19 protein-coding genes are annotated in these 25339 nt (G+C 63.5%); 13 read left to right on the top strand and 6 right to left on the bottom strand.

What is annotated here, in order from left to right:
• Nucleotides 1-146: 146 nt before the first annotated feature.
• The 13 genes from H2509_RS02815 (at nt 147) to H2509_RS02755 (ending at nt 18149) form a co-directional block, all read left to right on the top strand.
• A complete protein-coding gene (locus H2509_RS02815) occupies nt 147-1466 on the top strand; it encodes an ROK family transcriptional regulator (RefSeq protein ID WP_182162083.1) in 1320 nt (439 codons plus the stop codon).
• Between the two features lie 23 nt (nt 1467-1489).
• Nucleotides 1490-2506, top strand: a complete 1017-nt coding sequence (locus tag H2509_RS02810; RefSeq protein WP_182162208.1) for a sugar ABC transporter substrate-binding protein — start codon at nt 1490-1492, stop codon at nt 2504-2506.
• Nucleotides 2507-2620: 114 nt separating this feature from the next.
• Complete coding sequence (locus H2509_RS02805) at nt 2621-3703, top strand: ABC transporter permease (RefSeq protein WP_182162081.1); 1083 nt, start codon at nt 2621-2623, stop codon at nt 3701-3703.
• The gene (locus H2509_RS02800) at nt 3703-4488 is read left to right on the top strand and encodes an ATP-binding cassette domain-containing protein (protein WP_182162079.1); all 786 of its coding nucleotides are present in this window, start codon (nt 3703-3705) and stop codon (nt 4486-4488) included. Before H2509_RS02805 ends, H2509_RS02800 begins: the two co-directional genes overlap by 1 nt.
• Nucleotides 4489-4554: 66 nt before the next feature.
• Nucleotides 4555-5505 (top strand): carbohydrate kinase family protein, encoded by a 951-nt coding sequence (locus H2509_RS02795; RefSeq protein WP_182162077.1) that lies wholly within the window; start codon nt 4555-4557, stop codon nt 5503-5505.
• 12 nt (nt 5506-5517) lie between these two features.
• Nucleotides 5518-6990: a glucose-6-phosphate dehydrogenase gene (gene zwf / locus H2509_RS02790; RefSeq protein ID WP_182162075.1), complete on the top strand. Its 1473-nt coding sequence runs from the start codon at nt 5518-5520 to the stop codon at nt 6988-6990.
• 125 nt (nt 6991-7115) lie between these two features.
• Complete coding sequence (edd, locus tag H2509_RS02785; protein ID WP_182162073.1) at nt 7116-8939, top strand: phosphogluconate dehydratase; 1824 nt, start codon at nt 7116-7118, stop codon at nt 8937-8939.
• A gap of 11 nt (nt 8940-8950) precedes the next feature.
• A complete protein-coding gene (locus H2509_RS02780) occupies nt 8951-9829 on the top strand; it encodes an SMP-30/gluconolactonase/LRE family protein (protein WP_182162071.1) in 879 nt (292 codons plus the stop codon).
• Nucleotides 9830-9958: 129 nt separating this feature from the next.
• Entirely contained in the window at nt 9959-10750 is a 792-nt protein-coding gene (locus H2509_RS02775) for an inositol monophosphatase family protein (RefSeq protein WP_182162069.1), read from the top strand.
• Nucleotides 10751-10938: 188 nt separating this feature from the next.
• The gene (locus H2509_RS02770; RefSeq protein ID WP_182162067.1) at nt 10939-11970 is read left to right on the top strand and encodes an ABC transporter substrate-binding protein; all 1032 of its coding nucleotides are present in this window, start codon (nt 10939-10941) and stop codon (nt 11968-11970) included.
• Nucleotides 11971-12126: 156 nt separating this feature from the next.
• On the top strand, nt 12127-14292 hold the full coding sequence (locus H2509_RS02765) for an ABC transporter permease (RefSeq protein WP_182162065.1): 2166 nt from the start codon (nt 12127-12129) through the stop codon (nt 14290-14292).
• The gene (locus H2509_RS02760; RefSeq protein ID WP_182162063.1) at nt 14289-15356 is read left to right on the top strand and encodes an ABC transporter ATP-binding protein; all 1068 of its coding nucleotides are present in this window, start codon (nt 14289-14291) and stop codon (nt 15354-15356) included. Before H2509_RS02765 ends, H2509_RS02760 begins: the two co-directional genes overlap by 4 nt.
• Nucleotides 15357-15407: 51 nt before the next feature.
• Nucleotides 15408-18149 (top strand): hybrid sensor histidine kinase/response regulator, encoded by a 2742-nt coding sequence (locus H2509_RS02755; protein WP_182162061.1) that lies wholly within the window; start codon nt 15408-15410, stop codon nt 18147-18149.
• Here the strand turns inward: H2509_RS02755 and H2509_RS02750 are convergent.
• From H2509_RS02750 to H2509_RS02725, 6 genes are all read right to left on the bottom strand, one after another.
• The gene (locus H2509_RS02750) at nt 18107-18895 is read right to left on the bottom strand and encodes a response regulator (RefSeq protein WP_235974635.1); all 789 of its coding nucleotides are present in this window, start codon (nt 18893-18895) and stop codon (nt 18107-18109) included. The genes H2509_RS02755 and H2509_RS02750 overlap by 43 nt on opposite strands.
• 120 nt (nt 18896-19015) lie before the next feature.
• Nucleotides 19016-20110 carry an ABC transporter ATP-binding protein gene (locus H2509_RS02745; protein WP_182162059.1) on the bottom strand — a complete coding sequence of 365 codons (1095 nt, stop codon included), beginning with the start codon at nt 20108-20110 and terminating at the stop codon, nt 19016-19018.
• A gap of 34 nt (nt 20111-20144) precedes the next feature.
• Nucleotides 20145-21803, bottom strand: coding sequence for an alpha-glucosidase family protein (locus H2509_RS02740; RefSeq protein WP_182162057.1), 1659 nt, complete (start codon nt 21801-21803; stop codon nt 20145-20147).
• 30 nt (nt 21804-21833) lie between these two features.
• The gene (locus H2509_RS02735; RefSeq protein ID WP_182162055.1) at nt 21834-22667 is read right to left on the bottom strand and encodes a carbohydrate ABC transporter permease; all 834 of its coding nucleotides are present in this window, start codon (nt 22665-22667) and stop codon (nt 21834-21836) included.
• Nucleotides 22664-23593 carry a carbohydrate ABC transporter permease gene (locus H2509_RS02730; RefSeq protein WP_408022658.1) on the bottom strand — a complete coding sequence of 310 codons (930 nt, stop codon included), beginning with the start codon at nt 23591-23593 and terminating at the stop codon, nt 22664-22666. The genes H2509_RS02735 and H2509_RS02730 overlap by 4 nt, the downstream gene beginning before the upstream one ends.
• 89 nt (nt 23594-23682) lie before the next feature.
• A complete protein-coding gene (locus H2509_RS02725) occupies nt 23683-24954 on the bottom strand; it encodes an ABC transporter substrate-binding protein (protein WP_182162051.1) in 1272 nt (423 codons plus the stop codon).
• Nucleotides 24955-25339: the final 385 nt, after the last annotated feature.

The following is a 25339-nucleotide window of genomic DNA, read 5'->3' as shown; positions in this document are numbered from 1 at the left end:
CTTGACAGTCACTCAAAACTAGACATTAATTAAATCAACTAGAATTAATTATCGACGCAACAGGCATGAGAGAGCCTCACAGGGACGGCAGAGCTGTCAAAGAGGCAAATAAGAAATAGAATAAGCCGAATGCGCGGGAGGAGAAAGTGGCAGAACGGCCCCGCACCGGGCGCGGATCCAATTCGGTCCAGCTCAGGCGCTATAACGAGCGTATCGTGCTGCAGGCACTGCGCCGCGTCGGCGAGGCTTCCAAGGCCGATCTCGCCCGCCATGCCCATCTGACCAACGCCGCGATCGGCGGCATCATCCAGGAACTTGAGGCAGAAGGCCTCATCCAGACACTGGGCAAGCGTCACGACGGCGGGCGCGGTCAGCCCGCCACTATGCTGAGGCTGGATGCCGGCGGCGCCTTCGGCATCGGCGTACGCCTGGATCGAACCTCACTGGAGACGGTTCTCGTCGATTTCTCCGGACGGGTGATCGGGCGGCGGGCACATGACATGATCCTGCCCGCACCCGAAAAGGCGCGCGACATCATCACCCGCGACGTGGTCGGCCTAATCGACCTGCTGGACAAGGCGCAACGCGACAGGGTTGCCGGGATCGGGCTTGGCATGCCGTTCAACCTCGGCTCCTGGCTGAGCGAGCTCGGCCTGCCGGGCGAAACGTTCCGTCTCTGGGACGAAGTCGACTTCGCAGCCCTTCTGGAAGAGGCGCTGCCCTATCCGGTCTTTGGCGAAAACGACGCGACCGCAGCCACCATCGCAGAGCTTTTCTATGGAGTCGGACGGACATCCGACGACTTCCTCTACATCTTCATCGGCCCTGCCATCGGCGGTGGTATCGTGGTCAATGGCGATTGCCTGCGGGGCATGACCGGAAACGCCGGCCATTTCGCCGTCATGCCCGTGCCGCCGAGCAAGCTTGCCTCGGCACCCAAGCCGAAAGGCCCCTGGGAGTTGCTGATCACGCGCGCCTCGCTGGCCGCTCTCGGTCGACACCTGGCCTACCAGAACCACGAAACCTCCAGCCGGACGGATTTGGAGGAAGCGGTGGAGCAGAAACTTCCGGCCGTCGAGGAATGGCTCGACGACTGCGTCGATGCGCTCCTCCCGGCCATCTGGTCCGCGCATGCGATCGCGGATGCGCCGAACCTCGTGCTCGACGCCGATATCGATGGTGGCCTCATCGACCGCATGATTGCCATGCTGCGCCAGCGCCTGGCGGAGACTGCCCCGGAAGCACGGCAGCCGCCGGAAATCCTGCGCGGCTCCTTCGGTCCGGATGCAGGGGCCATCGGCGCGGCCAGCCTGCCGATGTTCTTCAACTTCTCGCCGCGGGCCTCGATCCTGATCGGTGAGGACCAGCTTCGGGCCGAGCGCCCGGGACCTGCCGACAGGGGTGGCCCTGTCGCGCCGTCATCGCGCCGGGGAGCCAGTCTGGTCAGCTCCCGGGCAAGCGACTAGGGAAAGACCAGGGAGGAAAAATGATGCTTCGCAAATTGCTTCTCGCCGGCTCCTTCATGGCAGCCATGGGCGCGGGCCAGGCGCTTGCCGCCGACGTCTCCGCCTGCCTGATCACCAAGACGGACATCAACCCGTTCTTCGTGAAGATGAAGGAAGGTGCGGCAGCCAAGGCCGGCGAACTCGGCATCGAGCTGCAGACCTATGCCGGCAAGATCGACGGCGACCACGAAACCCAGGTCCAGGCGATCGAAACCTGCATCGCTTCCGGCGCGAAGGGTATCCTGTTGACGGCTTCCGACACCAAGGCGATCGTGCCGGTGGTCAAGAAAGCGCGCGATGCCGGTCTCCTGGTCATCGCTCTTGATACCCCGCTGGAACCGATCGACGCCGCCGACGCGACCTTCGCCACCGACAATTTCAAGGCCGGTGAGTTGATCGGCGCCTGGGCCGCCAAGAGCCTCGGCGACAAGGCCGCCGATGCCAAGATTGCCCTTCTTGACCTTGCACCGAGCGCGCCTTCCGTGGACGTCCTGCGCGATCAGGGCTTCCTCAAGGGCTTCGGCATCGACATCAAGGATGCAAACAAGATCGGCGACGAGGAAGACGCCCGCATCGTCGGTCACGACGTGACCAACGGCAACGAGGAAGGCGGCCGTAAGGCTATGGAAAACCTCCTGCAGCGGGATCCGGATATCAACGTCGTCTACACGATCAACGAGCCGGCGGCGGCCGGCGCCTACGAGGCGCTGAAGTCTTTCGGCAAGGAAAGCGACGTCCTGATCGTTTCCGTCGACGGCGGCTGCCCCGGCGTGCAGAACGTCAAGGAAGGCGTGATCGGCGCCACCTCGCAGCAGTACCCGCTGCTGATGGCCTCGCTCGGCATCGAGGCGATCAAGGCCTGGGCCGACAGCGGCGCCAAGCCGGAAAACTCGCCGGGCCTCGACTTCTTCAACACGGGCGTCACGCTGATCACCGACAAGCCGGTCGACGGCGTGGAATCGATCGACTCGGCCGAAGGCCTCAACAAGTGCTGGGGCTGACAAGTCCTTTCGCCGGCTAACGAACGACAAACGCGATACGGATCCCGCCTGCAGGCGGGGTCCGGCAAGCCGGCAGCGAAGGCTTCACACGTGGTATAATCGGGAGGAACGGTCATGAGCGACGCATCTCAGGCGCCGCGCGGCCCACAGGAATTCGAAACGGCGCTGAACAAGAGCGACACGCGTGTCGCCGAGTTCGACGTTCGCGAAAGGACGCTGTTCGACAGGGCGCAGCATTTCCTGCACGGCAATCCGACCATGGTGCCGGTCATCGTGCTGGTGCTATCCATCGCGGCCTTCGGCATTCTGGCGGGCACCAAGTTCTTTTCCGCCTTCAACATGTCGCTGATCATGCAGCAGGTCTCAATCATCGGCATCCTTGCGGCGGCGCAAAGCCTCGTGATCCTGACGGCCGGCATCGACCTCTCGGTCGGCGCCATCATGGTGCTGATGTCGGTGATCATGGGGAACCTCGCGGTCTTCGCCGGGCTGCCCACGCCGCTTGCGATCCTGATCGGCTTCGCCGGAGGGGCCGGAGCAGGTGCGCTCAACGGCTTCCTCGTCACCAAGATCAAGCTGCCGCCCTTCATCGTGACGCTCGGCACCTGGAACATCTTCTTCGCGCTGAACCTGTGGCTGTCCGGCGCCCAGTCGATTCGCAGCCAGACCCTGGACGAGGTCGCGCCGCTCTTAAAGATCTTCGGCGACAGCGTGCGGATCGGCAATGCACAGATCACCTATGGGTCGATCCTGATGATCGTGATCTTCGCGATCCTCTGGTACGTGCTCAATCACACGCCCTGGGGCCGTCACGTCTATGCCATCGGCGACGACAAGGAAGCGGCCGAACTGTCCGGCATCCGCACCGACCGCACCCTGATCTCGGTCTACATGGTCGCCGGCCTCGTCTGCGGCATCGGAGCATGGGCCTCGATCGGCCGCGTCGGCTCGGTAAGCCCGCAATCCTTCCAGGAGGCCAATCTTCAATCCATCACCGCGGTGGTGATCGGCGGCATCTCGCTCTTCGGCGGGCGCGGCTCCATCCTCGGCCCGCTGATCGGCGCCCTCATCGTCGGCGTCTTCAACTCGGGTCTCAGGCTTATCGGCGTCGACGTGCTCTGGCAGGTCTTCGCGATCGGCTGGCTCACCATCATTGCCGTCGGTATCGACCAGTGGATCAGAAAGGTGTCTGCGTGATGAACGGTCAGGAACCCATTCTCTCCGCCCGCGGCCTCGTCAAGCGTTACGGACGCGTTACCGCTCTCGACCATGCGGATTTCGACCTCTATCCGGGTGAAATCCTGGCCGTGATCGGCGACAACGGAGCCGGCAAGTCTTCACTGATCAAGGCGCTTTCCGGCGCGATCCGGATAGACGAGGGCGAAATCCGGCTCGACGGCAAACCGGTGCATTTCCACTCGCCCCTGCAGGCGCGGGAAGTCGGCATCGAAACCGTCTACCAGAACCTTGCGCTGTCGCCCGCCCTGTCGATCGCCGACAACATGTTCCTAGGCCGGGAAATTTATGCGGGAGGCCTGTTCGGCCGCCTGTTCCGCAAGCTCGACCACAAGAAGATGCAGGATGTGGCGCGGCAGAAGCTTACCGACCTCGGGCTGATGACGATCCAGAACATCAACCAGGCGGTGGAGACGCTGTCAGGCGGCCAGCGCCAGGGCGTGGCGGTAGCGCGCGCCGCCGCCTTCGGCTCCAAGGTCGTCATCATGGACGAGCCGACTGCGGCGCTCGGCGTGAAGGAAAGCCGCCGGGTGCTGGAACTCATCAAGGACGTCCGGTCGCGCGGATTGCCCATCGTGCTGATCTCGCACAACATGCCGCATGTCTTCGAGGTTGCCGACCGGATCCACATCCACCGGCTCGGCCGGCGGCATGCGATCATCCGGCCGCAGGACTTCTCCATGTCGGACGCGGTCGCGATCATGACCGGGGCCATGGAACCGCCGGAAACGGCAGAGGCGGCGTAAGACCAGTCGGCGGGCGCGGCCTTGGCGGTGCCCGCCTGCACGGACGAAAAAGGGACCTGGAATTCGATGATACTCGTCTGCGGCGAAGCGCTGTTCGACATGTTCGCGGAAGATACGGATGGCGATCTGAAGCTGGACGCCCGCATCGGCGGTTCGCCATTCAACGTCGCCGTCGGCCTTGCGCGGCTCGAACGCCCGGTGTCCTTTTTCGCGGGACTGTCGAACGACCTCTTTGGCCGGCGGCTGCAGGCCGCGCTCAAGGCGGAGGGTGTCGACCTCCGTCACGCGATCATCAATGACAGGCTGACGACGCTGAGCGTGGTCGATGTCGGGCCGGACGGCTCGCCGGAATACGCCTTCTACGGCGAGAAAGCCGCCGACCGCCAGATCGAGAGCACCCACCTGCCTGTGCTCGACGGGAGCGTCGAGGCGATCCATATCGGCTCGTTCTCGGTGATGGTGGAGCCGGTGGGCTCCAGCCTCGTCGAACTGGTGAAGCGGGAAAGCGCACGCTGCGTCATCTCCTATGACCCGAATATCCGCCCGACCGTCGTCGCCGACATGCAGCTCTGGCGCGATCGGCTGGAGGACATGCTGGGCCACATCCACATCCTCAAGATCAGCGCGGAAGACCTGGAGCACCTCTATGCGGGCGCAAGCAGCACGGAAGTGGCCCAAGGCTGGCTGAAGCGCGGCACCCGCCTCGTCGTCGTCACACGTGGCGGCGAAGGCGCGGAGGCTCATACCAGGTCCGGCATGGTTCGTATTCCGGGCATCGGAGTGAAGGTCGTCGACACGGTCGGGGCCGGCGATACGTTCCAGGCCGCGATGCTTGCAGCCCTGTCCGAGCGTGGGCTATTGCATGCCGACGCGCTGAACGATCTTGACGGCGAGCTGCTCTCGGGCGTTCTTTCCTTTGCCGCACAGGCTGCGGCTCTCACCTGCTCAAGGCGCGGCGCCAACCTCCCCCGGCGCGCAGAGCTCGCAGCGCCGCTCGTTTCGACTGTTCAAGACTGAGGATTTCCGTCCATGGCCGTGCGCGTCATTGAAGTCGCCCCCTTCGACCTTGCCGTCTTCGGCGCGACTGGCGACCTTGCCCACCGCAAGCTGTTGCCCGCGCTCTATCACCGCGACCTCGACGGCCAGTTGCCGGCCGAGGCCCGCGTGATCGCCTGCTCGCGCCGCGATATGGGCGACAAGGCCTATCGCGACTGGGCGGAAGCCTCGGTGCGCGAACATGTGACGGATATCGACGAAGCAGTGCTGAAGCGCTTCATCGAGCGCATTAGCTACGTGGCGGTCGATGCCGCCAGCGACGCGGGCTGGACAGACCTCGCCAAGCGCCTCGGCGAGCGCTCGGACGTGGTGCGTGCTTTCTATCTTGCCGTGTCGCCCGACTTCTTCGGCAGCATCTGCGAGCGCATCGGCAGCCACGGGCTCGTCACCGACCAGACGCGGGTCGTCATCGAGAAACCGATCGGCAAGGACGGCACCTCCGCCAAGAAACTCAACGAGACCATCGGTGGCGTCTTCCGCGAAGACCAGATCTTCCGTATCGACCACTATCTCGGCAAGGAGACGGTACAGAACCTCATGGCGCTGCGCTTCGCCAATGCGCTGTTCGAGCCGCTGTGGAATGCCGCCCATATCGACCACGTACAGATCACCGTCGCCGAAAGCCTCGGCGTCGAAGGCCGCGCCGGCTACTACGATACGGCCGGCGCGCTGCGCGACATGGTGCAGAACCACATTCTTCAGCTGTTGTGCCTTGTCGCCATGGAGCCGCCGGAGTCAATGGACGCCGATTCCGTCCGCGACGAAAAACTGAAAGTCCTCAAGGCCCTGAAACCGATGGACGCAGAGGCGGTGGAAAGGCTCACCGTGCGCGGCCAGTACCGGGCGGGCGCTTCTGCGGGCGGTGCGGTTGCCGGCTATCTGGAGGAGCTGGAAAAGCCCTCATCCGATACGGAGACCTTCGTCGCCATCAAGGCGGAGATCGCCAACTGGCGGTGGGCGGGCGTTCCCTTCTACCTGAGGACCGGCAAGCGCCTTGCCTCGCGCGTATCGGAAATCGTCGTGCAGTTCCGCCCGATCCCGCATTCGATCTTCGATACGGAGGCCGGCTCGATTTCGGCCAACCGGCTGGTGATCCGCCTGCAGCCGAACGAAGGCGTAAGGATGCAGGTCATGATCAAGGACCCTGGCCCCGGCGGCATGCGCCTGCGCCAGGTGCCGCTCGACATGTCCTTCGCGGAAGCCTTCAAGGTCCGAAACCCGGACGCCTACGAGCGCTTGATCATGGACGTCATCCGCGGCAACCAGACGCTGTTCATGCGCCGCGACGAGGTGGATGCGGCCTGGGCATGGATCGATCCGATCCTCGAAAGCTGGTCGAGCCTCAAGGAGCCGCCGAAGGGTTACACGTCAGGCACCTGGGGACCGTCCGCCTCCATCGCGCTGGTCGAACGCGATGGCCGCACCTGGTTCGAGGACCTGATCTGAATATCTCCGGACCCTAGATTGAAGGGTAAGCCTGCGAGATTTCGCACCGGCGGGGCGAAGAACCTTTGCGCGGCATTTTGCGCGGTCCTCGCCCCGCCGAAACAAAATTCGAAAGGATAAGAGCCATGAGCGTTGAGGCCAGGATCGGAGAAGTCACCGAACGGATCGTCAAGCGCAGCCATGACGGGCGCAGCCGCTATCTCGACCGCATCCGCAAGGCCGGCGAGGCCGGTCCGCACCGCGCCACGCTCTCCTGCGGCAACCTTGCCCATGGCTTCGCCGCCTGCGGCGTGACCGACAAGGAGCGGCTGACCGGCGACGTTGTGCCCAACCTCGGCATCATCACCGCCTATAACGACATGCTGTCGGCGCATCAGCCCTATGAGCGCTTTCCCGACCTCATCCGCGAGGCGGCACGCGAGGCGGGCGGCGTGGCGCAGGTCGCCGGCGGCGTTCCGGCCATGTGCGACGGCGTCACCCAGGGCCAGACCGGCATGGAGCTTTCGCTCTTTTCCCGCGACGTGATTGCCATGGCGGCCGCCGTCGGCCTGTCGCATCAGATGTTCGACGCCGCCGTGTTTCTCGGAATCTGCGACAAGATCGTGCCGGGGCTGATGATCGCGGCCCTTTCTTTCGGCCACCTGCCGGCCGTGTTCGTTCCCGCCGGGCCGATGCCCTCCGGCCTGCCGAATGACGAGAAGGCGCGCATCCGCCAGCTCTATTCGGAAGGCAAGGTCGACCGCGCCGCCCTGCTGGAAGCGGAATCGAAGTCCTATCATTCCCCGGGCACCTGCACCTTCTACGGCACGGCCAACTCCAACCAGATGCTGATGGAGATCATGGGCCTGCACATGCCGGGCGCAAGCTTCGTCAACCCGAATACGCCCCTGCGCGACGCCCTGACGAAGGAAGCGGCACGGAGGGCACTTTCGATCACAGCCCTTGGCAACGCCTATACCCCGGTGGGCGAAGTCATCGACGAGCGCGCCGTGGTCAACGGCGTCGTCGGCCTGCATGCGACGGGCGGCTCCACCAACCATACGATGCATCTGGTGGCGATCGCCAATGCCGCCGGCATCAGGCTGACGTGGGACGACATCTCCGATCTTTCGGATGCCGTGCCTTTGCTGGCGCGCATCTACCCGAACGGCCTTGCCGACGTGAACCATTTCCAGGCAGCCGGCGGCATGGGTTATCTCATTCGCGAGCTGCTTTCGGCGAAGCTGCTGCACGAGGACGTGCGCACGGTGAACGGCACCGGCCTGTCCGGCTATACGGTGGAAGCCAAGCTCGCCGAAGACGGCAATGTGCTGCGCGCTCCGGCGCCGCAGGCTTCCGGCAACGAGAAGGTGCTGGCGCCGGCCACATCCCCCTTCCAGGCAAATGGCGGGCTCAAGGTGCTGTCCGGCAATCTCGGCCGCGCCGTGATCAAGGTTTCTGCGGTGAAGCCGGAGCGGCATGTGATCGAGGCCCCGGCTCGGGTCTTCCATTCGCAGGACGAGTTGCAGGCGGCCTACAAGGCCGGCGAGTTCACCTCCGACGTCGTCGCTGTCGTTCGCTTCCAGGGACCGAAAGCCAACGGCATGCCCGAACTGCACAAGCTGACGCCGGGCCTCGGCGTCCTGCAGGATCGCGGTCTGAAGGTGGCGCTGGTTACGGACGGTCGCATGTCGGGCGCTTCGGGCAAGGTACCGGCGGCGATCCACGTGACCCCGGAAGCCATCGACGGCGGCCCGATTGCCCGCATTCGCGACGGCGACGTGATCCGCGTCGACGCGACGAACGGCACGCTTGAAGTCCTGGTGGACGAGACGGAATTCGCCGCGCGCGAACCGGTGCGGATCGACCTGTCGGCCAACGAGGTGGGCGTGGGGCGCGAACTTTTCGCCGCCTTCCGTGCGGCCGTGGTCAGCGCCGATCAGGGCGCCCACGTCTTTGCATCCGCATGAGGGCAACTGGAATGCACGAAATCAGCTGCCTGCTCGACGTTCGCCAGACGCTCGCCGAAGGTCCCCTATGGGACGACCGCACCGGTCGGCTGCTGTGGTGCGACATCGCCGGACAAGCGATCCATTCGTATGATTGGGAGAGCGGAGAGCGGCAGAGCTGGCAGTTTCCTGACGCCGTCGGCTCTTTCGGCCTTTGCGACAACGGGTGCTTCGTCGTCGCCCGCCGCAAATGCGTGGTGCTGTTCGATCCCGTATCCGGCGAAGAAACACTGGTCGCCGAGATCGAGACGGACAATTCCCGCACCCGCAACAATGACGGCAAGGTCGGTCCGGATGGCGCCTTCTACCTCGGCACCATGGACGACGTCACGCCTCGCCAGCCGATCGCGGCACTCTATCGCGTGACGGCCGACGGCAGCGTTTCGAAGATCACCGACAGCCTTACCGTCTCCAACGGGCTGGCCTGGTCGCCGGACGGCAGGCGGCTCTATCACGCCGAAACGCGGCCGGGCTTTATCGACGTCTGGGATTTCGACCCCCTATCTGGCGCAGCTTCCAACCGTCGGCGCCTGATCGACCTCAACGAGACGATCGGGCTGCCGGACGGCGCGACGATCGACGCGGAAGGCAACTATTGGTCGGCGGGCGTATCGGCCGGCGTCGTCAACTGCATATCCCCCGAGGGCCGCATCATCGAAACGGTCGAGATGCCGGTTCGCACGCCAACCATGCCCTGCTTCTGCGGCCCCGATCTCGATACGCTGGTGGTTACCAGCCTGCAGCGGAAGAACGAACCGGAGCTCATGGCTCGCTATCCCATGTCGGGCAGCCTGTTTGCCTTCAAACCCGGCGTGCGCGGACTGCCCCCCTACAGATTTCGGACCGAATGACAAATTCCGCTCCGCTTTGAAATCCAACATTCATATGAGCGCTCTAGCCTGATCGCAGTCCCACCTTGTTTTCCCAGGCAGAACGAATTGAAGCGCAATTGAAGCGCAGGAGAAATGCAGGAGAAATGCATGTTGACGAGTGAGCAGGAATTCCTGGCAATTCGCCGCAGCGCGGCCGAAGCAATCGCACGCGAGGCGGGCAAGCTCGCTCTCACCCGCTTTCGCAACCGCAGCTTTTCCATCGAAGCCAAGGGCACCCAGGACTTCGTCAGCGAGGTCGACAAGGAGACAGAAGCACTGATTCGCTCGCGCATGAGCGCGCTGTTTCCCGAGGACGGCTTCATCGGTGAGGAAACCGGCGGTTCGCCGGCGCGCGTGGCGTGGGTAGTCGACCCGATCGACGGCACGGCGAATTTCGTGCGCGGCATCGGCTTCTGGTGCGTTTCGATCGGCCTCGCCGTTGACGGCAAGCCGGCTGTCGGCGTGATCTACGACCCCAATCTCGATGAACTCTATTCCGCGGCCAGCGGCCAGGGTGCCACTCTCAACGGAGCGCCGATGAAGGTTTCCGGCCAGACGAAACCCAATGAGGCGATCGTCTCCGTCGGCTTCAGCTTCCGCCGGCCGATCAATACCAACGTGGACGTGATCTACAACCTGCTGTCCAACCACTGCGTCTATCGCATGCAGGGCGCGGGCGCCCTTGCCATGGCTCTCGTCGCTTCCGGAAAGCTCGACGGTTATGTCGAAAGCCACATCAATTCCTGGGACGTGCTGGCAGGCCTGGTCCTCGTCGCCGAAGCCGGCGGCTATGTGAACGACTTCCTGGCCAATGACGGGATCACCAAGGGCAATCCGATCCTCGCATGCTCGCCCGCGCTCAGGGACTTCCTGCGCGAGCAGAGCGGACTGGACTGTTAACAAAGTTACATGTCGAACCGGCCCTCTGAAATGACCGGTTCACATCCTCCCACCACGCTGGTTCTGCCTGCTTCCGCGTCGAGACTTGGCCTAAGCCGCGTTCACCGGACTGCAGGCACGACCGCGAGGTTTTGCTTCGGGTCAAGACGGGATGGAGAACCCGCACCGAAGATTGTGGAGGAAACAGAATGAAGCTCTCTCAGAAAGTCCGCCTTCTGGCGTCGACGGCCGGCATTGCCCTGTCGCTTTCGGCAGGTGCTGCCTCGGCCGAAAGCCTGACGCTCTATTGCAGCGTCGGCGAGGAGTGGTGCCAGGCGATGGTGAACGGCTTCACCCGCGCCACCGGCGTCGAAGTCGCCATGACCCGCAAGAGCTCCGGCGAGACCTACGCCCAGCTCAAGGCCGAAGCCGGCAATCCGAAGGGCGACGTGTGGTGGGGCGGCACCGGCGATCCGCATCTCCAGGCGGCCGAGGAAGGCCTGACGGAAGAGTACAATTCTCCCATGCTGGAAAAGCTTCAGCCCTGGGCGCTTTCGCAGGCGAATTCCTCCGGCCATCGCACGGTCGGCATCTACGCCGGCGCGCTTGGCTTCGTCTACAATTCGGAAGTGATGGAAGACAAGAACCTGCCGGCGCCGAGCTGCTGGGCGGACCTGATCAAGCCCGAATACAAGGGCGAGGTGCAGATCGCCAATCCGAACTCGTCCGGCACGGCCTACACCGCGCTCGCCTCGCTGGTTCAGCTCCTGGGCGAAGATGCCGCTTTCGACTACCAGAAGCAGCTTCATGCCAACGTGAACCAGTACACCAAGTCCGGTTCCGCGCCGGCCAAGGCTGCCGCACGCGGCGAGACGGGCATCGGTATCGTCTTCATGCATGACGGCGTGCAGCAGAAGGTTGGCGGTTTCCCGGTCGAGGTCGTCGCGCCTTGCGAAGGCACCGGCTACGAGATCGGCTCCATGAGCATCATCAAGGGCGGGCCGAACCCGGAAGCCGCGCGCAAGTGGTACGACTGGGCGCTGACGGCGGAAGCGCAGGAAATCGGCGCTTCGGTCAACAGCTTCCAGGTTCCCTCGAACGCAAGCGCGAAGATCCCGCCCGAGGCGCCGAGCCTCGATAAGGTCAAGCTCATCGACTACGACTTCAAGAAATACGGCAGTTCCGACACGCGCAAGGCGCTGCTTTCGCGCTGGGATCAGGAAATCGGCAGCCTGAACTGATCTGCGGATCAGTCCAGACGCCACAGTCCCCGTCCGAAGGAAAATTGCCCGGTGACCTAGCACCGGGCAATCGCCCGAGGACGACATCCCGGCACGACGGATGGATGCCTGCCCCCTCCGCCGGCATCCATCCCATTTGCTTCAAGGACCTCGACCATGCGACGCAGCCAATGGTTCTGGCTCGCCGCAGGATGGATCGGATTCGCCATCCTGCCCTGGTACAATCTCGCCCTGCTCAGCGCCGAAGCGTGGCCGGCATCCGGCCTCTTCCTGGCCATGACGGGCGAAGCGCCCTGGCTGTTGCCGCTCGTCCTTCCCCTTGCCCTTCCGCTGATCTTTGCCACGCGAAGCACCCGCGAACTGGGCCTTGCGCTGGTCGCAGCCGGGATTGCCGGCCTCGCCTATGCGTTGGTACAGGGTTTCGCGCTCGGCCTGCACGGCTGGGCCTGGCCTTTCCTCGAGGCCCTGCTCGGCGAAACCCAGGCAACGCAGATCGGCTTCGGCACCGGAGCCATGGTCCTGCTGTTCTCCTTCCTCTTCCTGATGACGGAAGGCCTTGCCGCGCTCGGCTGGATGAAGGGCGACCGCTTCACCACGGGCTCGATCGCGCTCGTCATCGGCACGATCCTGTTTTTCGTCTTCCTGCCCGTCAGCAATATCCTGTTCGGCGCGGCCGTCCCGGAAGGTGACAGTTCGGCGATCGCTTCCCTGTTCGCCCGCCTGACCGACGCCGATATCTGGAGCCTGAACTGCCTGGTCGAGAACCGCCGCTGCGGCGTGTTCTGGAACAGCCTGATCCTCGCGATCCTGACGGGGGTCATCACAACGCTGCTTGGACTTTCCTTCGCGCTCGTGGCGACCCGCACGAATTTCCCCTTCAAGAAACCGCTTCGGCTCCTCACCGTTCTGCCGATCATCACGCCGCCCTTCGTGATCGGACTGGCAATCATCCTCCTGTTCGGCCGCAACGGCACGGTGACGTTGTTCGTGGCCGATCTCCTGGACATCCGCGCGACGCGCTGGGTTTACGGGCTGCCGGGCATTCTCATCACCCAGGCCCTCGCCTTCACGCCCATCGCCTTTTTGGTGCTGATCGGCGTCGTGCAGGGTATCGCGCCGTCGATGGAGGAAGCCGCCCATACATTGCGCGCGAACCGCTGGCATACGTTCAAGCGCGTCACCTGGCCGCTGCTGCGGCCCGGCCTCGCCAACGCATTCCTGATCGGGTTCATCGAAAGCCTGGCCGATTTCGGCAATCCGCTGGTTCTCGGCGGCAACTATGACGTGCTGTCGACGAAGATCTTCTTCGCCGTCGTCGGATCGCAGAACGATCCGGGCCGCGCGGCGGCCCTTGCCATCGTGCTGCTGTCGCTTTGCGTCGGCGCCTTCTACGTGCAACGCCGCTGGCTCGGCTCCAAGTCCTATACGACGCTTTCGGGCAAGGGCGATGCCGGAAGGCCATCGGAGCTGCCACAAGGCCTGCGCTGGATTTGCTATGCCACGGCTCTGCCCTGGGCAACGTTCACCTTCATTCTCTATGCGATGATCATGTTCGGCGGCTTCGTCACCAATTGGGGCCGCGACAACAGCTTCACCCTGAAGCACTATCTCGGCAATTTCGGCATCGAGTGGACTGAGTTCGGCCTGCTGTGGTCGGGCCGGGCCTGGAATTCGCTCTTCACCACGCTGGAAATCGCAGCGATCTCAGCACCGCTTACCGCCGGCATGGGGCTCCTGACGGCCTATCTTCTGGTGCGGCAGCGCTTCGCCGGCCAGTCGGCGTTCGAGTTCATCACCATGCTGAGTTTTGCGATCCCCGGCACGGTGATCGGCGTCAGCTACATCCTGGCCTTCAACGAACCGCCGATCGAACTGACGGGAACGGCTTCGATCCTGGTGCTGTGCTTCATCTTCCGCAACATGCCGGTGAGTATCCGCGCCGGCGTGGCGGCGATGAGCCAGATCGACAAGAGCCTGGACGAATGCGCGCTGACGCTTGGTGCCTCCAGCGCCCAGACGGTGCGCCGCGTGATCCTGCCGCTTCTGCGGCCGGCTATCGTCGCTGCCCTCGTCTATTCCTTCGTTCGCGCGATCACCTCGGTGAGCGCGGTGATCTTCCTTGTCAGCGCGCGCCACGACCTTGCCACGTCCTACATCGTCGGCCGGGTGGAAAACGGCGAGTTCGGCCTCGCCATCGCCTATAGCTCCGCTCTCATCTTCATCATGGGAGCCGGTATCGCGCTCATTCAATTTATCGTCGGAGAGCGCCGGATTTCCCGCCGGCAGACCACCGACGCGCTCAGCCAGGAGGCCCCTGCATGACCATCCACACCAAGGCAGGCGGCGTCGAGTTCCGCAATGTGACCCGACGCTACGGCGCCGTGACCGCCGTCAACAACGTCTCCTTCACGGCCGATCCCGGCACGCTGGTCACCCTGCTTGGCCCTTCCGGCTGCGGCAAGACGACGACACTGCGGATGATCGCCGGCCTCGAGACCGTCTCCGGCGGCCAGGTTTTCATCGGCGGCAAGGACGTGACGCTGCTTCATGCCACGGACCGCAGCGTCGCGATGGTGTTCCAGAGCTACGCGCTTTTCCCGCACATGACCGTTTTGCAGAACGTGGCATTCGGCCTGGAAATGTCCGGCATGTCCCGGCAAGATCGGGAAGACAAGGCTTCCGAAGGCCTGCGGGTTGTCGGGCTTGCCGGCTATGAAAAGCGCCTTCCGAGCGAGCTTTCCGGTGGACAGCAGCAGCGCGTGGCGGTAGCGCGCGCTCTCGTCCTGGAGCCGGAGGTCCTGCTTTTCGACGAGCCGCTTTCCAATCTCGACGCCAAGCTGCGCCGCCGCATGCGCGACGATATCCGCGACCTTCAGCAGTCGCTCGGCCTCACCTCGGTCTATGTGACGCACGACCAGGAGGAAGCCCTTGCCGTCTCCGACAAGATCATTGTCATGAACAGGGCGGTGATTGCGCAGGAAGGCAGCCCGCGCGACCTTTACGAACGTCCCGCCGACCGCTTCGTCGCCGACTTCATCGGCGGCGCCAACCTCGTCGAGGGGCGGATCCTGTCGCGCGACAGCGGCAAAGCGAAGGTCGATATCGGCGGAGTGGAAATCCTCGTGCCCGACCGTCCGCTGGATGCGGAAGACGTTCTGGTTGCCATCCGTCCCAATGCGATCACGCTGGACACGAGCGACGAGGCCGCGGGACTGCGCGTGAAGGTTCGCAAGACCGTCTATCTCGGCTCGCATATCGAATACGCGCTCGAAAGCGACCTTGGCGAGTTTTTCGCGATAGATCACAATGTGGCAGCCGCGGTCAAACCCGGCACAAGTGCCGTCGCGCGCTTCATCGACCGAGGAACGGCGATGGTCAGCCGATAGAATATCCCCGTCCCCGCCCGGGCGACAGGCGGGGCAAGGTGGGCGGAAAGAATGGCAGAAAGGCTGAAGCCAAGAGGCGTGCACGGCCGGTTGATGGTGACGCTCGGCGCGCTGGCCGGGCTGACCCTCCTTGCCGGTGTCACGGGGTGGCTCGGCTTTTCGCGCACCGAATCCGCCCTGGAGACCTTGCAGGCGAACAGCCTGAGCGATCTGTCCCTGGTGCTGACACTTGCCGAGCGCAGCGCCAGTCTTGCCGCCCGGGCACCCTACATTGCCGAATTGCGCAATGAACGCCAGATCGAGGCAGGGCGCGAGGAAATCGAGCAGCGGCTTGCCGAATTCACCGAGCTTGCCGTCAGCCTGCCGCGCCTGACGCAGCAGAATATTCCCAGACCAACCGATGTTCCCTCCGCGGTTCGCCTTGCGGCGCGCCTGGAAGGCATCTTGCGGGCCCTTCTCGACGTCACGGGCGAGCAGCTTGCCGCCGACGCGGCCATGGCACACGCCCAGACCGCCGTCACCGACTTCCGCGCAACGGTCAGAAACCTGGAATCCGTCTCTGCCTTCGAAGCGACATCAGGACCGCTCAAGCGGGAACAGGGCCGGGCGCTGCGCGACCTGAGCGAGCTCATCCTGCAGGCGATCGCGGTAGAGAGCACACCGGGGGTGCGAGAGCTGGCGGAACGGTTCCAGCGCGAGAGCGAAGCCGTTTCGGCTTCGCTGAGAACCTCGGCGGCTTTCGCGATTGCAAACGACGGCACGGAAGAAGCCGCATCCATGCTCGAAGCCAAGATTGCGGCCATGCAGCCGATCTTCTTCGACCGGCTACGACAGATCAGCACGCGCAATCGCTCCAGGTTCCTGCTCGCGGCGATCAATACGGCCTCCGCCCAACTGACCGCAACCGTCTCCAGCCTTGCTGCCGTGGTGCAGAACTCCGCGCTGACGCGCAGCGAGCAGACGATCTCCGTCCTTCGCTTTGGAAAATCCGCGCTTCTGGCCGTCGCTGCGCTCTGCTTCTTCGCCGCGCTCGGCGTCGCCAGCTTCGTCATGCGCGACGTGGCAAGCAATCTGCGCAGCGCGACCAATGCCATGACGCGCCTCGCGACCGGCGACCGCAATGCGATCGTTCCGGGCGCGGACCGCCAGGATGAGCTGGGCGACCTTGCCCGCGCTTTCTCCGTGTTCAAGGAGCAGGCTATCGAGCGCGAGGAACTTGCCGGCAAGCTTGCGGAAAATGCCAGAACACTCCAGGCGATTTTCGACAACCTTTCCGACGGTCTGTCACTCTTCGACCGCGACGGTCAGCTGGTTGCCTGGAATCCGCGCTTCGCAAGTTTGAGCGGCCTCGAAACGGAGAGCCTGCAAGGCGGGGTCTCGCTTACGCAGGTGCTGGAGCATCTTTCGGCGGAAGGCATCGTGGCGCGAACGGTCGACGGTCGCCCGATCGACTTGCAGCGCTTCGCCCGCAACCGCTTTGCACCACTCGCCGTGCTCGAGCTGAAGTTTCCGGACGGACGCGTCGTCGAAATTCGAGCCGGTGCCATGCCGAATGGCGGCCTGATCGCCAGCTTGACGGACAGGACCGAACGCCGGGCGCTGGAACGCCAGTTGAAGCAGGCGCAGAAGATGGAACTTGTCGGGCAATTGACCGGCGGCATCGCACACGACTTCAACAACAGGCTCGCCGCAATCATCGGCAACCTGCAAATGATTCAGGACGATGCCAGCGCCTCGCCGAAGCTGCGCACCCGCAGCCTGCGGGCGCTGGATGCGGCGGAAGGAGGCGCGGCGATGACGCAGCGTCTTCTGGCCTTCGCTCGCCGGCAGCATTTGCAGCCACAGTCGACGGATCTCAACGATCTTGTTGAAAGTCTGAGCGACCTGATCGGCTACAGCCTCGATCCCGGCATCGACCTCGTCCTCGATCTGTCGGAAGACCTTCCGCCTGCGATGATCGATCCCGGACAGCTAGAAAACGCACTGTTCAATCTCGTCTTTAACAGCCGCGACGCAATCGAGGGCCGCGGCCGGATCACGATCTCGACGGCTCCCAGGGCCACGAATGGCGGCCGGCCCGGCGAAATCGTGCTCAGCGTGCGCGATACCGGGATCGGCATGACGAAAGAGGTTCGCAAGCGGGTGCTGGAGCCCTTCTTCACCACCAAACCTTTCGGGCGGGGAAGCGGCCTCGGCCTTTCGATGGTCTATGGCTTCGTGCGCCAGTCGGGAGGCCATATCGAGATCGACAGCGCTCCTGGCAAGGGCACACGGATACGGCTGATTCTGCCGGCGGCGATCGACGGGGCAACCGAACAGAAAAGCCATGATGGCCGGCTGGCGGTACCGGCTTCTCGCGGCGAACGGATCCTTGTCGTGGAGGACGACGACCTCGTTCGGGCAACGGCGCTCGATATGCTTGCCGAACTCGGCTACAGCGCAAAAGCGGTCGCCACGGCTGAAGCCGCGGAGCAGGCTGTTCTGGAACAGAACTTCGATCTCGTCTTTTCGGACGTTGTGCTGACCGGTGGCAAGAACGGCCCGGACCTTGCCGAAAGCCTGGCGCTTTCCCGTCCTGACCTGCCCGTGCTCTTCTGCTCGGGTTTCGCCCGCGACAGCAGCGCGGATGCGAACGGCGAGGCTGGCGGTCTGCACACGGTCATGCCACCCGCCGACAAGATTCTGGAGAAACCCTACAGGCGCGAAACGCTCGCCCTGAGGCTGCGCGAGGTTCTCGACGATCCGTCCCGTTACGTTTCCGCCAGAACCTCGACGGGCGCATCGAAAACGTAGCCAAGGCCCCGCTCGGTGCGAATGAGCCTCGGATGGCGCGGCGTCGGCTCGATCTTGCGGCGGAGTCTGAGGATCAGCACGTCGACGGTCCTGTCAAAGACGTCGTCATTTCGCCGGTGCATCAAGTCCAGCAGCTGATTGCGCGTCAGCACCCGCCCGCGCGCCTCGACCAGCGCCGTCAGCAGATCGAATTCGGATACCGTGAGCGTGATCGGCTGGCCATCCGGGTCCGTCAGCCGGCGCGCTTCCAGATCGAGCGCATAACCGAGAAATCGATACCCGCGCCGACGTTCCGCCGTCCTGACCGCACCCGGCACGCGGCGCCTCAGGACAGCCTTGACGCGGGCGACCAGTTCGCGCGGATTGAACGGCTTGACGATGTAGTCGTCCGCGCCGATCTCCAGCCCCACGATCCGGTCGATGTCACTGCCGCGCCCGGTCAGCATGATAATCGGAATATCGCTGGAAGACCGAATGGAACCGGCAACGGCGAGACCGTCACGGTCCGGTAGCTGCAGGTCGAGAATGATCAACTCGGGTTGCCGCCCCGCCGCAAGCGCGCGCGCCAACGCCTCGGCATTTTCACAGGCCAACGGTTCAAACCCCGCCTCCTCCAGCGTATCGACCACCGTTGCCCTGACCAGCGCATCGTCTTCGACGACCGCAACGCGGCTGCCGCCTGCCGACGGTCCCATGTTTTCCTCCCGGCAGCGGGTCTCCTCCTGCCTGCGGCGCGAATACGCCATGGCCGGCTACCCTGCTTTCCATGCCTTTTTTATTGCGGCGGCTAATGTTTCACGACTTGCTCGGCGCGGCAAGGAAGTCCCTCGTGATGTGCGTTCGCGAGGTCAGGTCGACAGACATTTTCAGAGGCGGGGCAGTGCCGTTTCGTCACCCCGGAAGAGGTGACACTGGCTGCCCGGCAATGCCAGGCGAATGTCCTGTCCCTCGCGCAACGCGGCGTCGCCCGGGATCTTGGCGGTCGCCAAGGTGCCGTCGGCAAGCTTCACATAGGCAAGGGTCGCCTCGCCCAGATGCTCGATGACATCGACCGTTCCCGACAATCCGGTCTCCGAACCGCTTTCGGCAAGATCGCCGAAATGCTCCGGCCTGATGCCGAGCGTTACCATGTCACCCGCCGACAGGCCGTCCGGCCTCACGGGAACGGTGACCGATCCGCCGCCGGGCAGGGCGACTTCCAGGCCTTTCTCCGACACGGATTCGACGCGGGTCGCCAGGAAGTTCATTTTCGGCGAACCGATGAACCCGGCAACGAACATGTTCCTCGGATGGTGATAGAGTTCGAGCGGCGCGCCGACCTGTTCCACATTGCCGGCATTCAGAACCACGATCTTGTCGGCAAGCGTCATCGCTTCGACCTGATCGTGGGTGACATAGACCATGGTTGCGCCGATTTCCTTGTGGAGCTTGGCGATCTCGATGCGCATCTGGACGCGAAGGGCGGCATCCAGATTGGAGAGCGGCTCGTCGAACAGGAAGACCCGGGGATTGCGCACGATTGCCCGGCCGATCGCCACGCGCTGGCGCTGGCCGCCGGAAAGCTGCTTCGGGAGCCGCTCGAGCAGAGGCGTCAGTTCCAGGATATCGGCGGCCTTGCGGACGGCTGCATCGATCTCCGCCTTTCCGCCACCCGAGAGGCTGAGGCCGAAGGCCATGTTCTCGTAGACGGTCATGTGCGGATAAAGCGCGTAGGACTGGAAGACCATGGCGATACCCCGCTCCTTCGGGGATTTGGCGTTGGCCCGGTCGCCTCCGATATAAAGATCGCCGCCGGATATGTCCTCAAGCCCGGCCACAAGCCGCAGCAATGTGGATTTGCCACAGCCGGACGGACCGACAAAGACGGCGAATTCTCCATCGGCGATCGAAAGATCCACCCCGCGAATGACCTTCACGGAACCAAAATCCTTCGACACGTTCTTCAGGACCACCTCGGCCATCGGCGCAAGTCCTCCCCTCGATATCCGCTTTTTTTCACACGCGCGCGAACAAGGCGTCGTAACCGGCAAGACGAAGGCTGCCGCCTTCCGCTTCACCAGCAAAGCCATGTCCTTCGATCCCTTCGGGCCGCAGCCCTGCCGGAAGGACCGCACTCACCGGTTCGGCACCAAGATTGAATGCGCAAAGCATTCTTTCGGCGCCGGCTTCGCGGAGGAAGGCAAGCACCGGCTCCGGCATGTCGAGGAACCGGATCGTCCCCTTCTTCAAAGCCTCATGCCCTGAACGCCAGGCCAGGAACCGCCGCACCCGCGACAGCGCGGAAGCCGGATCGTGCTCCTGTTCGCCGACGGAACGGCGGGCGTGGTCTGCGGAGACGGGAAGCCAGGGATTTGCCGCCGAGAACCCGGCATGCGGCACGTCGGCACGCCAGGGCATCGGCGTGCGGCAACCGTCGCGCCCCTTGTAATCCGGCCAGAACTGCCGGCCATAGGGATCCTGCAGCATCTCGAAGGGAACATCCGCTTCCGTCAGCCCCAGTTCCTCGCCCTGATAGAGACAGGGCGTTCCTCTCAGCGACGTGACCATGGCAACAAGGAGGGGGGCGGCACGCTCGGCATCGGCCTCCAGGTTCCAGCGCGAAATGACACGCGGGACGTCATGGTTCGATAACGACCAACTCGGCCAGCCGGTGCCGACGGAGGCCTCGAAGTCCTCCACGGTCCTGCGGATGAATGCCGCCGAGAACGTCTCCGACAGCAGGTCGAACGTATAGGCCATGTGAAGGCGCCGGCGCCCCTTCGTATAGGCGGCCATGGTGGCGGGTGGATTGTGGTCGGAGCCGATTTCACCGACCAGGGTGATCGCCGGATATTCGTCGCACAACGCCCGGAGCCGTTCCAGGAAGGCGAGATTTTCTGGCTGGGTCTTGTCGTGGATATGGTCCTGGAAGGAATAGGGATTGGCGAGCGTCATACCGGTGACGATACCGCCGGGCGAAAGCGGCGGATTATCCTTCAGTTCCTTGTCGTGGAAATAAAAGTTCACCGTATCGAGACGAAAGCCGTCGACGCCGCGTTCGAGCCAGAAGCGCGCGACGTCAAGAACGGCGTCCTGAACCTCGGCATTGTGAAAGTTCAGATCCGGCTGCGATTTCAGGAAGTTGTGCAGATAGTATTGCCGGCGCCGGGTATCCCATTCCCAGGCGGAGCCGCCAAAGACCGACAGCCAGTTGTTGGGCGGCGTGCCGTCCGCCTTCGGATCGGCCCAGACATACCAGTCCGCCCTCGGATTGCCGCGATTGGCGCGGCTTTCGGCGAACCATTCATGCCGGTCGGAGGTGTGCGAGATGACGAGATCGATCAGTACCTTGAGGCCGCGCGCATGCGCTTCCGAGATCAACCGGTCGAAGTCGGCAAGCGAGCCGAACATCGGATCGACGTCCCGATAGTCGGCGACGTCATAGCCGAAATCCTCCATCGGCGAGACATAGAAAGGCGAAAGCCAGATGGCATCGACGCCAAGTCCGGCGATATGGTCGAGACGATCCGCAATGCCCGGCAGGTCGCCGATGCCGTCGCCGTTGCTGTCGGCAAAGGACCGCGGATAGATCTGATAGATCACCGCGCCGCGCCACCAGTCCGGATCGGTCGCGGCTACGGTACTGGTGGATGTCTGGGTTGCCTGGGCCACCATGCGAAACTCCTTGGAAAAGCAAACGGGGTATCAACCCTTGACCGCGCCGGCGGTGAGCCCGGCGACGATCCTGCGCTGGAAGACGAGAACGAGGACGACGACCGGCACGGTGACAATGACCGAGGCCGCCATGATATTGCCCCAGGGCAATTCGAACTGGCTTGCACCGGATAGCAGGGCGATCGCGACGGGAACCGTGCGCTGCTCCGCGGACAGCGTGAATGTGAGTGCGAACAGGAACTCGTTCCACGCCGCAATGAACGCGAGCAGGCCCGTCGTTACCATGGCCGGCCACATCAGCGGCAGGAAGATGCGCGTTACGACCGTCCAGGGCGAAGCGCCGTCGACATAGGCGGCCTCCTCAAGCTCCTTCGGCAGTTCGCGCATGAACGTCGTCAGCACCCAGACGGTGAAGGGCAATGTCAGGATCAGGTTGGCCAGGATCAGCCCGGGCATCGAATTGTAGATGCCAAGCGCCCGGATGAGCTCGAACATGCCCGAAAGCACCGCAACCTGCGGAAACATCGATACGCCGAGGATCGTGAAGAGCAGGACGCCGCGCCCCTTGAAGCGCACGCGGCCCAGCGCATAGGCCGCCGTCAGGCCGAGGAACAGCGAAAAGCCGACGACGGTGACCGCGACACCGATGGAATTGAGGATATTGCGGCCGAAGGGCTGTTCGACGAAGACCGAGACGTAGTTGGCGAAGTCGACCCTGTCCGGCAAGAGGGCCGGCGAGAACAGCGCCGAGCCCGAGCGGAATGACGAAAGGATCGCGTAGTAGAAGGGAAAGATCGAGAAGACGGCGATTGCCACGATCAGCAGCCAGAAGGCCAGGCGGGCGACGAAGCGGCGCGGGTTCATCGAACGTCCTCCCCGAGCCGTACCTTGCCAAAGGTCAGTGTCAGCGCAATCAGCACCGCAATGATCAGGAAAAGGGCCGTCGCCGCCGCCGAACCGTAGCCGACCTCCTGGAAGTCGACCAGTTGCTGGCGCGCGTAGACCGACATCGACATCGTGTCGCGCGAATTCGACGTCAGCACATAAATGAGATCGAAGATCCTCAGCGCATCGAGCGCCCGGAAAATGATCGCCACCATAAGTGCCGGACGGATCAGCGGCAACGTCACGCGAAAGAACACCCTCACCGGATGGATGCCGTCCACTTTCGCTGCCTCGTAGCAGTCGGAAGGAAGGATCTGAAGGGCGGCCAGGATCAGGAGTGCCATGAAAGGCGTGGTCTTCCAGACGTCGACCATGATCACCGCCCACATCGCCGTATCCGGCGACGCTGTCCAGGCGACCGGCTTGGCGATCAGTCCCAGGCTCAGGAGGATATCGTTCAGGATGCCGAACTGGTCATGCAGCATCCAGCCCCACATCTTGGCTGAGACGATTGTCGGTATGGCCCAGGGGATGAGGATCGCTGCCCGCAGCACCCCGCGCCCCGGGAAATGCGCGTTCAGCGTCAGCGCGACGACGAGTCCGAGCACGGTTTCGATGGATACCGAGATCACCGTGAACCAGAGCGTGTTCCAGACCGCGCGCCACCAGTCGGTGTCGACAAGCAGGCCGAACCATTCTCCCTCGTAATATTCGAGGAAGTTGGCAAATCCGATGAAGCTGTAGCTGCCGATATCGGAGAGGTTCGCATCGGTGAAGGCGAAATAGATGGTGCGCACCAGTGGCCACCCGGCAACGAGGGCAAGCACGACGATCATCGGCAGGAGGAACATCCAGGCGCTTCTGACGCGCGCGCGGGTCAGTTCCGTCGCATTGGCAGCCTGCATTGACATGATGTCCCCTACAGATGCGAATTGAGCGCATTGCGGGCGGCGGAGACGTGGAACCGCCGCCTCGCGATTTTGACGTTGCGCGCTTACCAGCCGCGCCGACTCATCCGCTTCAGGCTGCTTTCAAGTTGAGTGAGCGCTTCTTCGGGCGTCGCCGTACCTGAAAGGCTGGAGTGAACCGCGTTCCAGAATTCGTTCGAAACCTGATTGTATTTGGCGCCAGTGACCCGCGACGGACGGGCCACGGCATTGGTGAAGGTCTCGTAGAGTTCGCCGAAGAACGGATTGGCGGCGAGCACTGCCGGATCCTCGTAAAGATCGCCGATCGTCGGATTGTAGGCCCCCTCGACCGCGCGCCGCCGCTGCTCTTCCGGACCCGTCAGATACATGACGAGATCAGCAGCGACCTCAGGATTTTCCGAATATCTGGAGACGGCGAGCTGCCAGCCGCCCAGCGTCCCGGTGTTCTTGCCTTCCGCGCCGCCCTTGGGCAGAGCCGCTACGCCGATCTTGCCCTTGATCGGGCTGTCTTCGGAGTTGCCGAGCGCCCAGGCATAGGGCCAGTTGCGCATGAAGACCGCATTGCCCGACTGGAAAACGCCGCGCGCTTCTTCCTCGGCATAATTGAGCACGCCCTCCGGTGCGATCTCGCCAATCCAGCTTGAAGCGAGCGTCAACGCTTCAAGCGCATTCGCGTTGTTGACGGTGACCTTGCCCTCGCTGTCGACAATGCTGCCGCCACCATAGGAATCGATCCATTCCAGCGCGTCGCAGGTCAGCCCTTCATAGGCGCGGCCCTGAAACACAAGACCCCACATGCCATCATTGCCGGCCGCACGCTCGCCATCCTGGATCTTTTTTGCCGTAGCCGTCAGCTCGTCCCAGGTTGCGGGAACTTTTTCGCCGTATTTCTCCAGCAAGTCGGAGCGGTAGTAGAGCACGCCGGCATCCGTGAACCACGGCATGGCAAGCAGCTTGCCGTCGACGGTGTTGTTCTCGACGATCGAAGAAAAATGCGCCTGCTCCGCTCCCTTCGAGTGGGGCGCCAGGTCGATGAAATGAGTGCCGAGAATGCCGGGCCAGATAACGTCGATCTGGAAAACATCGATATCCGAGGCGCCGGCAGCGAGAAGCTGCTGGTAGAGCGCAAGACGTTCGGTCGTCGAATTCGGCGTGGAGACGATATTCACGCTGTTGCCGGTCTGCTTCGCCCAGGCCTCGGCGCCCGTTCGGCACAGTTCAAGCTCGAGCCCGACAGCGCCGCAGGAAATGGATACGGTTGCGGCGTTGCCGGGCATCGCCGCGAAGGCGCTCGCCAGCACGAATGCCGATGCGCCGATGATCGCGCGGGTATTCATGACTTTCTCCTCCCGATTATAGCGGCCGGCTTTACCTGCGGCCGAACCTCCCCAATAACTCGCATCTCCATGCGCCGGCCTTCCCCCCTCCGGCGCAACGGCGGCCCGCACCTGTCCAGATGAAGCCGCATCACTGAGTATACAATCCTGAACGACACAACCGGCAGACGGCAACCCGGCAGCTTTCCCGAGGCTCTGGTTCCGGCATTCAGGCCGCCGCCAGCTTTACACTCAAATTTTCAAAGCGCTTTGGTAGAAGATTAGCGCCACCTGGGCGGGTCGGTCAACAGGCATCAAACGGCAGGCAGCTGCAAACCGGAATGTCATTCGCATAAACCATTACTTTATCTCATTAATTTTTCCGCCGAAATGACTACATGGCATT

It is taken from the genome of Stappia albiluteola (genome assembly GCF_014050225.1).
In the GTDB taxonomy this organism is placed as follows: domain Bacteria; phylum Pseudomonadota; class Alphaproteobacteria; order Rhizobiales; family Stappiaceae; genus Hongsoonwoonella; species Hongsoonwoonella albiluteola.
The sequence above is the reverse complement of the archived record's forward strand: the minus strand, read 5'-3'. Positions and strand labels throughout refer to the sequence as shown.